At 36.3% G+C, this 10,208-nt stretch carries 11 protein-coding genes, 2 tRNA genes and 1 riboswitch; all 13 genes read right to left on the bottom strand.

The genetic code is table 11. The annotated features are described in order from the left end of the window. Positions 1-311 precede the first annotated feature (311 nt). The 13 genes from H8S00_RS13560 to H8S00_RS13500 all read right to left on the bottom strand — a co-directional run bounded on the left by H8S00_RS13560 (position 312) and on the right by H8S00_RS13500 (position 10,149). Positions 312-400: transfer RNA gene (locus tag H8S00_RS13560), tRNA-Ser, on the bottom strand. A gap of 46 nt (positions 401-446) precedes the next feature. Then, a tRNA-Ser gene (locus H8S00_RS13555) sits at positions 447-531 on the bottom strand. Positions 532-678: 147 nt separating this feature from the next. Beyond that, entirely contained in the window at positions 679-1,380 is a 702-nt protein-coding gene (ispD, locus tag H8S00_RS13550; protein ID WP_186840740.1) for a 2-C-methyl-D-erythritol 4-phosphate cytidylyltransferase, read from the bottom strand. A 19-nt stretch (positions 1,381-1,399) separates the two neighbouring features. Continuing rightward, on the bottom strand, positions 1,400-2,419 hold the full coding sequence (gene tsaD, locus H8S00_RS13545; protein WP_021953635.1) for a tRNA (adenosine(37)-N6)-threonylcarbamoyltransferase complex transferase subunit TsaD: 1,020 nt from the start codon (positions 2,417-2,419) through the stop codon (positions 1,400-1,402). An 11-nt stretch (positions 2,420-2,430) separates the two neighbouring features. Then, the gene (locus tag H8S00_RS13540) at positions 2,431-3,342 is read right to left on the bottom strand and encodes a ribonuclease Z (RefSeq protein ID WP_186840738.1); all 912 of its coding nucleotides are present in this window, start codon (positions 3,340-3,342) and stop codon (positions 2,431-2,433) included. Positions 3,343-3,359: 17 nt separating this feature from the next. Next, positions 3,360-3,599, bottom strand: a complete 240-nt coding sequence (locus tag H8S00_RS13535; protein WP_021953633.1) for a hypothetical protein — start codon at positions 3,597-3,599, stop codon at positions 3,360-3,362. A gap of 79 nt (positions 3,600-3,678) precedes the next feature. Next, entirely contained in the window at positions 3,679-4,116 is a 438-nt protein-coding gene (gene rimI / locus H8S00_RS13530) for a ribosomal protein S18-alanine N-acetyltransferase (RefSeq protein ID WP_021953632.1), read from the bottom strand. Continuing rightward, positions 4,106-4,825 carry a tRNA (adenosine(37)-N6)-threonylcarbamoyltransferase complex dimerization subunit type 1 TsaB gene (gene tsaB / locus H8S00_RS13525; protein ID WP_021953631.1) on the bottom strand — a complete coding sequence of 240 codons (720 nt, stop codon included), beginning with the start codon at positions 4,823-4,825 and terminating at the stop codon, positions 4,106-4,108. Before tsaB ends, rimI begins: the two co-directional genes overlap by 11 nt. Before the next feature lie 8 nt (positions 4,826-4,833). Beyond that, positions 4,834-5,256, bottom strand: coding sequence for a tRNA (adenosine(37)-N6)-threonylcarbamoyltransferase complex ATPase subunit type 1 TsaE (gene tsaE / locus H8S00_RS13520; RefSeq protein WP_021953630.1), 423 nt, complete (start codon positions 5,254-5,256; stop codon positions 4,834-4,836). Positions 5,257-5,353: 97 nt separating this feature from the next. Next, positions 5,354-5,962 (bottom strand): ECF transporter S component, encoded by a 609-nt coding sequence (locus H8S00_RS13515; protein ID WP_186840737.1) that lies wholly within the window; start codon positions 5,960-5,962, stop codon positions 5,354-5,356. A gap of 162 nt (positions 5,963-6,124) precedes the next feature. Beyond that, a riboswitch (FMN riboswitch) is annotated at positions 6,125-6,263 on the bottom strand. Between the two features lie 54 nt (positions 6,264-6,317). After that, on the bottom strand, positions 6,318-7,646 hold the full coding sequence (locus tag H8S00_RS13510; RefSeq protein ID WP_118589530.1) for an aspartate kinase: 1,329 nt from the start codon (positions 7,644-7,646) through the stop codon (positions 6,318-6,320). A gap of 49 nt (positions 7,647-7,695) precedes the next feature. Continuing rightward, entirely contained in the window at positions 7,696-8,898 is a 1,203-nt protein-coding gene (locus H8S00_RS13505) for a cofactor-independent phosphoglycerate mutase (protein ID WP_186840736.1), read from the bottom strand. A gap of 51 nt (positions 8,899-8,949) precedes the next feature. Continuing rightward, on the bottom strand, positions 8,950-10,149 hold the full coding sequence (locus H8S00_RS13500) for a homoserine dehydrogenase (protein ID WP_021953626.1): 1,200 nt from the start codon (positions 10,147-10,149) through the stop codon (positions 8,950-8,952). Positions 10,150-10,208: the final 59 nt, after the last annotated feature.

The following is a 10,208-nucleotide window of genomic DNA, read 5'->3' as shown; positions in this document are numbered from 1 at the left end:
TTGTTTTGGAAATCGTTAGCTTCGATTACTCGAATTAACAATGTTCGCTCTGAAAATATTTATTTGAATTTTCAGGGATGGTTGCTGTTCAATTATCAATGTTCCTTTTGTTTGTCGCTCTCGCGACAGCCATATTACTATATCATAGTTATTCGGCTTTGTCAATAACTTTTTTCTTTTATTTTTAAAAGTTTTTTTGTTGACCGTTGTCGTTTTCTTGCGACAGCTTGCATATCATATCATACGTTTTGATGTTTGTCAACAACTTTTTAAATCTTTTTAAAAAAGCTTTTTTTGAGAAGTTTCTCAAACGGAGAAGGAGGGATTTGAACCCTCGCGCCGCTATTAACGACCTACTCCCTTTCCAGGGGAGCCCCTTCAGCCACTTGGGTACTTCTCCAAGCAGTTGACTTTTATCTTACGTGTTGTTACAGATTTCTCTGTAGCGGAGAAGGTGGGATTCGAACCCACGGTGGTACTACCCACACCGGTTTTCAAGACCGGCACCATAAACCACTCGGACACCTCTCCGTGTTGCACGCTCTCGTGACGTGCTTGATTATACTAACACTATTTTCTCAAAGTGTCAACACCAATTTTAAACTTTTTTCAATTTTTTTCTGCCTATTTTTTGCTCCTTAATTAGTTAGAACAACATATAAGCCTTTCTAATAGCTTCTATACTATATTTTGTGTCTGTTTCAAGAACATTTCTGCAATATAAATATCTTCCGGAGTAGTAATTTTTATATTTTTGTAGTCTCCTTCTACTATTTTAACTTTAAAATTAGAATATTCTTCTACTACCATGGCATCATCTGTTATGTTTTTCTCCTGATCCTGCATCATTTTTTCGTATGCTTCCTTTACTAACGATGTAGAAAATGCCTGAGGTGTTTGTATACTCCATAATGTGTTTCTGTCAGGTGTACCGTCAATTATATTGTCTTTTGTACTTATCTTTATGGTATCTTTCACCCTGACTGCTGCAACACATGCTTTATAGCTTTCTGCCCCCGCAATACATTCTTCAATAATTTTTCGATTAACCATTGGTCTTGCCCCATCATGAATCAAAACTATATCTCCTGTCGCCTCTTTTAATCCATTGTACACGGAATTATATCTTTCGGCTCCTCCCTCTACGATTTTCTTTACCTTTTTCAGATTGTATTTATCTACTATTTCATTTTGGCAATATTCAATATCATCTTTAGATGTTACTAATATAACTTCATCTGTTTTACTTTGTTCAAATGCAAAAAGGGAATACCACAAAACCGGTTTTCCCTTTATCATTATATATTGCTTTTTGTTTTTACTGTTCATTCTCCGTCCATTTCCGGCAGCTAACACTATAGCAGAAATCTTACCAGACATAATAATTCCTCCACTAACTTTATCTTTCCCCTAATTTAAGATTAGGTATTGCATTCAAATCCCATCCGTGACGTGTTCCGTTTATGTATTCATAATATGCAGCTGAGCCAATCATAACTGCATTATCTGTACACAAAACAGGCGATGGTCTGTAAAAGTCAATATTTCTTTTGCTGCATTCTTCCTGAAAGGCTTTTCTGACTGCTGTGTTAGAAGCCACTCCGCCTGCTATGGCAAACTTCTTCATTCCTGTCTCTTCTAATGCGTGCATAGCCCTTGTAACTAATGAGTCCACCACCGAATTTTGAAATGATGCAGCAATGTCTGCCTGATTGATTGTTTCTTTCTTCATTGTTGCAAGATTTATCTGATTAAGAACAGCCGACTTTAGTCCGCTAAAGCTGAAATCGTACTCACTTCCTGTTATTTTAGCCCTAGGGAACTCATATGCATGAGGGTTTCCATTTTGGGATACTTTGTCAATTTTAGGGCCGCCGGGATATCCTAAGCCTATGGCTCTTGCTACCTTATCAAAAGCTTCTCCTGCTGCATCATCTCTTGTTTTTCCTAAAATCCTATATTTTCCGTAATCCTCAACTACCACAAGATGAGTATGTCCTCCTGATACTACAAGACATACAAATGGTGGTTTTAAATCTTTATTGTCTACATAATTTGCACAAATGTGTCCCTCAATATGATGCACTCCCACTAATGGAATATTTTTAGCAAAAGCAATGGCTTTAGCTTCAGCCACACCTACTAAAAGTGCCCCTACAAGTCCGGGGCCGTAAGTTACACCTATAGCGTCAATATCATCTAATGTACATTTAGAGTCCCTTAAAGCTTTTTCTATAACATAATTGATATTCTCTATGTGCTTTCTGGAGGCTATTTCAGGCACTACTCCACCATATAGTGTATGCAAATCTATCTGGGAAGATATAACATTAGACAAAGCCTCTCTGCCATTTACAACCACAGCAGCTGCTGTTTCATCGCACGAACTTTCTATTGCAAGTATTTTTATATCCTTCAATATTGTCACCTCTACTCTTCTTCAAATATTAAATCAACAGACATCCCATCTTTTCCTGGTTTTGCATTTTCAAATATTTCCGTTACTGCATCCATATATAATGCCGGTTTCACTAAAGACGGACTATAATGAGTAAGCCACATTTCTTTTGGATTGGCTTCTCTTGCAATTTCTGCAGCTTCCTTAAATGTCATATGCTTATACTCTTTTGCTTTTGCTTCCTTATCCGGTTCCCCGTACATACCTTCACATATAAACAAATCTGCTCCGGTAGCTGCCTGAACAATATTAGGAACCGGTCTTGTATCTGTGGAATAAGTAACTTTAAGGCCTTTTCTAGGTTCACCCATAACCATATCAGGGGTATATTTACCCCCATTTATTTCTACACTTTCACCTTTTTGCAACACTCCCCACTTTTGAAGAGGAATGCCTAATTTTTTTGCCTTTTCAGGATTAAATTTTCCACTTCTGTCTATTTCTATGGAATATCCGTAACATGTGACCTTATGATTAACTTTAAACGCTTTTATCCTGTATTCTTCCATTTGTATTGTCTGAAGTTTTTCCGTTAATTCTATAAATTCAATATCAAAAGGAAGTTCCGGTGCTATTATTCTAAGAGAATTAACCACCTTTTCCAACCCTTTTGGCCCAATCATAAGAAGAGGTTCTGTTCGTTCTGCATTGCCCATAGTAAGTAAAAGTCCCGGTAGCCCGCTTATGTGATCTGCATGGTAATGAGTTATGCATAAAACATCTATAGGCTTAAAACTCCAGCCTTTCTGTTTTATGGCAACCTGGGTTCCCTCTCCGCAATCTATTAAAATATTACTTCCGTTGTAGCGGCACATAAGCGAAGTAAGATAACGCCTTGGTAATGGCATCATCCCTCCGGTACCTAACAAACATACATCTAACATTATTTCACCTTTACCTTTTATACCAGTTCAGTATACCCCTCTTCTTCAACAGGATATGTGAACTCTTCTGTAATTTCGTCATAGCATTTTTCACACAAATCAAAGGAATGTTTTTTTCCGTCTTTATCAGAAAAATATCCCCACTTATACTCTAATTCAAAGGCACCTTCCACAATAACGTGATTTTGAACCTTAATTTTCTTTCCACATTTATTGCAAAACACTGATTCTAACTGATTTTGTTTGTACACTCTCATATTCTTTTCTCCTATGATTTAAAATTCATAATTATTTTATTATTTTGTGTATAAAAATCATAGTGGAAAGTTATTCCGTTTATAGATTATGTTTCCACATTATAAGTGCGTTTTCCCTAGGTTTATCGTAAAAGTTTTTTCTTATTCCTTCTTCCTTAAAACCAATCTTTTCATATAATGCAATGGCAACACTGTTAGTCTCCCTTACTTCCAGAAAAACATCCCTGACACCTTTTTCATATGCCCTATTTAAGATATCTCTTACAATCTTCTCTCCAATTCCCTTTCGCCTGCTTAATGGATTTACTGCAACATTGGTTATATTGCCTTCTTCAAAGGATAAGTACATGCCTGCGTACCCTGCCACATTGTCATTTTCCTTTGCCACAATATAAATGGTATTGTCACTCTCCATAGAATCCCTAAATGCCTTTTCTGACCAGGGAATAGAAAAAATCTGCCTTTCTATTTCTGCCACCTGAGCAATGTCATCTACAGTCATTGATTCAATTGTCACTTTTTGCCTCTTTCATTTTTGCCTTTAATTCTCTTTCTGCCTGGGATAGACGGAGATATTCAGGCTTATGCTCCTTAGCTGTTTCTGTTTTTCCATTTTTGTAATATATTTCTGCAATAGTGCCTAACGTTGAGGCTTTATGTCTGTTCATGGAAGCCGGAGCGTAATAGTGTTTAGTATCCATTATGTCATCTATAAGTTGCTTATGAACATCTACTCCGTCCCCTAAAAACATAACCGATTCTTTTATTGTATCCAGTTCTTTTATCAACTCATCTATCATCATAATGCACTGAGGTTTAATGGTTTTCATTTCTGTTTCCTCAAACTTATATATTCCTGTGTATACCTGACCCCTTCTTGCATCCATTATAGGACATATTACATACTGGGATGAATATAAATTATATGCCAGTGCATCCATGGTTGGCACATTTATAATCGGCTTATTAAGGGCAAGCCCTATGCCTTTTGCAGTGGCACTGCCTATCCTTAAGCCTGTATATGAACCCGGACCACCTGTAATTGCTACTGCATCTATACTATCCATATCTATTTCTATCATTTTCACTATTTCCGCAATCATTGGTAACAGTGTCTGGGAATGAGTTTTCTTATGATTAATGGTATATTCTGCGTTTAAAATTCCATCTGTTGTTATGGCTACGGTAGCCACCATGGATGAACTGTCTATTGCTAAAATCCTCATTTTTTCTCCTAATCACTTACAGTTATTTTTCTATAATCAAGACCATTTTCAAGGTTTTTTTCAATCAAAACAATTTTTGCTTCATCAGGTATTAATTCCTCTATTAATTTTGCCCATTCTATAAGGCATACTCCCTGACCATAAAAATAGTCTTCATAACCTATTTCATACATTTCTTCAGGATTACCAATTCTATATACGTCAAAATGATATAACGGCAGACGCCCCTCATCATATTCCTGGATAATGGTAAATGTGGGACTGTTTACAGCCTCGTCAATTCCAAGTCCCTTGGCAAATCCCTGGGTAAACACCGTCTTTCCTACACCTAAGTCTCCGTCAAGACAGATTATCTCCCCAGCTTTTGCTTCGAGTCCTATTTTTCTACCTAATTCAAAAGTCTCCTTTGGAGACATTGTCTCATAAATCATATTTGCTCCTAAAAAAATATTGTTTACAATCATAAGGCTATATTATAAACCCAAATATGATTATAAACAATATTCTTATTATTTTCAAATTATATATTTATTTGTGTCCAATGCTTTTAATAAAAGTGCTTATGCGTTTATACAGCAAAAATGTAATTATACTGTCAATTACACCTTTTATAATATTAAATGGTGCCACACACACAATTGTAAATGAAAGCTTGTTTCCTACTAAAGGGTTAATGCTTTTTCCTGCGGCAAGTATTCCATCAAGAGGTGTTCCAAAGGCTTTTACATAAAATGGTATCATAATGAAGTAGTTAAGCACTACGCCAGCTACTGCCATAAATACGGTTCCTGCACATACGCCTATCAATGCGCCCTTCTTTGTTTTGATTTTCTTATAAATAATACTTGCAGGTACTATGAAACAGCATCCTATACAGAAATTTGCGAAATCACCAACATATGCCGTAGATGTGCCTTTAATCATTATCTTAATGATAATTTTGACCGCTTCCATTATAACTCCTGCCACAGGGCCGGCAATAAAGGAGCCTATAAGTACAGGCACTTCGCTTAAGTCCATTTCATAAAATCCCGGTGCTATAAATGGTATTGGAAATTCCCATAACATAAGAACTCCTCCTAATGCTGCAAACACCGCCATTAATACAAGATTTTTTGTGTTGAATAATTCTTTCATAAATATAATCTCCTTTCTTTTTCTCAGGAAATTCTTCTTTTTAATTCTGCATTAGTTAATTATTTCTACTAATATCAGAAAAGCCCTGAGTATAACTCAGGGCTTAAAAATTTCATAACACAATAACATTTAGTACAAAATTGCGTACTAAAAATCATATTACTAAATCTTCTACCATCCAGACTATACTGTCGGTTATGGATTTTCACCATATCCTGACTTGAACCAAATCAAGTCCTGCGTAAAACGCTCGCGGACTGTAACCGCCGATCGGGAATTGCACCCTGCCCCGAAGAATTTTCTGTATTAAATTATTCAATAGTTATGATAATACTATGTTATTTTTTTGTCAATGTTATTTTTTTACTTTAATAAATGCGTTATAAATTGCGCGCATTGCAACCTCAAAATCCTGATCATCAACACCGATTATTATATTAAGTTCCGATGAACCCTGATCAATCATTTTGATATTTACACGTGCTTCAGCTAATGCTGTAAATAATATTGCTGCTGTTCCCCTGGCACTCTTCATTCCACGACCTACAACTGCAATAAGAGCCAGATCATTTTCTATAAACAACTGATCCGGATGAACTCTTGAACGGATTTCATCTAAAATAGTTGTCTCTTTTCCTGTTAGGGCATCTGTCTGAATAACCACACTCATGGTATCTACACCTGATGGCATATGTTCAAAGCTTACATTGCTCTTTTCAAGGGCACGAAGTACGTTTCTTCCAAATCCCACTTCGCTATTCATCTTATCCTTTTCAATATTGATTACGGACATTCCCTTCTTTCCTGCAATACCTGTAATAATATGCTCACAAGGCTCTGCCGTTTCAGATACAATCATTGTTCCCTTATCCTGTGGGCAGTTGGTGTTCTTAATATTTACAGGTATGCCTGCTGCACGTACAGGGAAAATTGCATCTTCATGTAATACAGTAGCACCCATGTATGCCAATTCTCTAAGTTCAGCATAGGTTATTGTGTTAATAGGTTCCGGATTATTAATGATTCTAGGATCACAAATAAGGAATCCACTAACATCTGTCCAGTTTTCATATATCTTAGCAGAAGCTGCTCTTGCAACAATTGAACCTGTTACATCTGAGCCACCTCTTGAAAATGTCTTTATGGTACCATTAGGCATTGAGCCATAAAATCCCGGTATAACTGCATATTCTGTTGAAGCAAGCTTTGGCACAAGCTTTTCAGCTGTTTTTTCCCAGTCAAAGCTTCCTGACTCATCAAAGAACACATATTTTGCAGCATCTATGAAATCAAAATCAAGATATTTTGCCAAAACCATGCTGTTTAAATATTCTCCACGGCTTGCAGCGTAATCCCTACCTGCCATATGAGAAAAAGCACCTTTAATTGCCTCGAATTCTTTCTCTAAGGAGAAATCTTCTATACCTAACTCACTTATAATTCCGTTAAATCTGTCTTTTATTGCCTGAAATTCTTCATCAAAGTTTTCACCTTCTGATGCCAACTCATAGCATTTATACAACATATCTGTTACTTTTATATCTTCAACAAAACGTTTTCCTGGTGCAGATGCTACAACAAAGCGTCTGGTAGGGTCTGCAAGAATGATATCTGCTACCTTCTTAAACTGCTTTGCATCAGCTAATGAGCTTCCACCAAATTTAACAACTTTTGTTTCTTTCATGATTTTTGTTTCCCTTCGCTTATATATTTTAGTATATGAATTTTTATTATTATTTTGACAAAAGATAATCCATCATTTCATAACCATTTGCCATAAAAAGTCCGCTTTCTTTTCCACACTTTTCATTGTAGTCATGCTTTTCATCCTTTAAATCCGTGCTATCATAAAGCATATATGGAACCGGATCACTTGTATGGGTTCTAACGCAAATAGGTGTAGGATGATCAGGCATAACTAACAATCTGTAATCCTCTCCTGACTTATCCATAGCTTCAGTTATAACCTTAATCACCCTTTTATCAAGATTTTCAATAGCCTTTACTTTTCTTTCAACGCTACCCTGATGTCCCATTTCATCCGGTGCTTCTACGTGAACATATGCCAAATCATAGCCTTCATTTAAAAGTACATCTACTGCTGCTGAAGCCTTTCCCTCATAGTTAGTTTCAAGTCCTCCTGTGGCACCTTCAACTTCTATAACTTTCATGCCTGCACCAACAGCAATTCCCTTTAACAAATCCACTGCTGATATCATAGCTCCTTTTTTATTGTTCTTTTCTTCAAAAGAAGTTACACAAGGTCTTGTTCCTGCTCCCCAAAACCATAATGAGTTAGCAGGGTTAAGTCCTTTCTTCATTCTATCAATATTTATTGGATGATTAGCTAAAATATCATAGCTCTTCTTCTGCATTTCCCTTAAAACTTCGTCTTTTGGTAAATACTGACCAATTTTTTGTCCTAAAACATCATGAGGTGGTGTTAAGTCAACTACCTCTCCATTATCCCATATTGTGAGATGTCTGTAACTTGTTCCCACATAAAATTTATAAGTATCCGTTTCAAGTTCTTTTCTAACAGCCTCTAACAAAATAGCTGCATCTTCTGTGCTTATTTCACTGGCACTGTGATCTATTATAGTCTTTTCTTCGTATGGCAGGTCGTCTGTGGAAACTGTAACAATATTGCATCTTAAAGCAACATCCGTAGTTTTCATATCAACACCTATACTTAATGCTTCAAGAGGTGAACGCCCTGTGTAATACTTTTTAGGGTCATATCCTAATACTGAAAGGTTCGCGGTATCACTCCCCGGTTTCATCCCCTTAGGTATGGTATGTACCAATCCCACCTCTGATACCTTTGACAATCTGTCCATGGTAGGTGTGTCAGCATACTCTAATGGTGTTTTGTTTCCCAACTCTTCAATAGGCTTGTCAGCCATCCCATCTCCTAATACAACTATATACTTCATCGCTTCTCCTCACATATAGAATAAGTCTATTATATTTATGATTTATAGGTCTTATCCCTCAATTCTTATTCTTGAGATAATGCCTAATTTATCTGCCTTTTCACTAAACTTTTCTTCGCTTATTTTCTCCGTAATAAAGCCTGTTTCTCCTGATATTCCCGCATCAACGTACTCTACATTTCCAAATATGCTTTCAATATCCTTTTTATCTGCCTTTGTTCTTACAAAGAAATGTTTCTTTGATTTAGAAAAATCTTCTAATTCCAATTTTTCCTCATCCCACATAACTGTTGTTGACACATTTAAGTGTCTTACAGCGTCTACCACATCAGATACAACTGCGCTGGCTGTAGGGAGTTTTCCTGCTCCGCTTCCAATAAACACTAAATCTCCAACCATGTTTCCACGTACCAATATACCATTTACAACACCATTAACATTGTAAAGAGGATGCTCCTGGGATAATAACCTAGGTGCCACTGAAGCTACGACACCATCATCTTCATTCTTGCATTTTCCAAGAAGCTTTATTGATTTGTTCATTGTTTTTGCATATTTAAAGTCTATATCTGTTATATTTGAAATTCCCTCTGTGTAAATTTCTTCAAAATCAACAGTCTTACCTTTAGCTAATGATGCTAAAATAGCAATTTTTCTTACAGCATCAAAACCTTCTATATCTGCCTCAGGATTTCTTTCAGCATATCCTAAATCCTGTGCCTGTTTAAGTGTACTTGCAAAATCTGCTCCTTCTTTATCCATCTTTGTAAGGATATAGTTAGTTGTTCCATTTAATATTCCTGTTATTTCGCAGATTTTGTCAGCTGTAATGTGCATGTTAATCGGTCTGATAATAGGGATTCCGCCACCTACAGATGCCTCAAAAAGGAAATTTCTGTTATGGCTCTTTGCAATTCTTATTAATTCAGCTCCATGCTTTGCCACCAGTTCCTTATTTGATGTACATACACTCTTTCCTGCGTCAAGGGCTGCCTTTACAAAATCATATGCCGGCTTTAATCCACCCATTACTTCGATTACGATTTCAACCTCAGGGTCTTCTAAAATAATATTATAATCATGAACTAAAACATTTTCACAAGGGTCTCCCGGAAAATCTCTTAAGTCTAATACATATTTTACTTCAATTTCTTCACCTGCATTTGCAGCAATTAAATCTTTATTTTCTCTAATAATTTCAAAAACTCCGGAACCTACTGTTCCATATCCTAAGATTGCAACTTTAATCATATTTACTCCTCGCTTGTCATTATAATTTTGGGTATTTGCAACTGCAGATGTTGCCACGT

Origin of the sequence: Eubacterium segne (genome assembly GCF_014287775.1) — a bacterium.
Taxonomy (GTDB): domain Bacteria; phylum Bacillota; class Clostridia; order Lachnospirales; family Lachnospiraceae; genus Eubacterium_G; species Eubacterium_G segne.
The sequence above is the reverse complement of the archived record's forward strand: the minus strand, read 5'-3'. Positions and strand labels throughout refer to the sequence as shown.

Bases quoted from the DNA above. Each gene is read 5' to 3' on its own strand.
- tsaE (WP_021953630.1), bottom strand. From the start codon at position 5,256: ATGATTTATGAGACAATGTCTCCAAAGGAGACTTTTGAATTAGGTAGA.
- H8S00_RS13510 (WP_118589530.1), bottom strand. From the start codon at position 7,646: ATGAAAGAAACAAAAGTTGTTAAATTTGGTGGAAGCTCATTAGCTGAT.
- ispD (WP_186840740.1), bottom strand. From the start codon at position 1,380: ATGTCTGGTAAGATTTCTGCTATAGTGTTAGCTGCCGGAAATGGACGG.
- tsaB (WP_021953631.1), bottom strand. From the start codon at position 4,825: ATGAGGATTTTAGCAATAGACAGTTCATCCATGGTGGCTACCGTAGCC.
- H8S00_RS13515 (WP_186840737.1), bottom strand. From the start codon at position 5,962: ATGAAAGAATTATTCAACACAAAAAATCTTGTATTAATGGCGGTGTTT.
- H8S00_RS13540 (WP_186840738.1), bottom strand. From the start codon at position 3,342: ATGTTAGATGTATGTTTGTTAGGTACCGGAGGGATGATGCCATTACCA.
- H8S00_RS13505 (WP_186840736.1), bottom strand. From the start codon at position 8,898: ATGAAGTATATAGTTGTATTAGGAGATGGGATGGCTGACAAGCCTATT.
- H8S00_RS13500 (WP_021953626.1), bottom strand. From the start codon at position 10,149: ATGATTAAAGTTGCAATCTTAGGATATGGAACAGTAGGTTCCGGAGTT.
- H8S00_RS13535 (WP_021953633.1), bottom strand. From the start codon at position 3,599: ATGAGAGTGTACAAACAAAATCAGTTAGAATCAGTGTTTTGCAATAAA.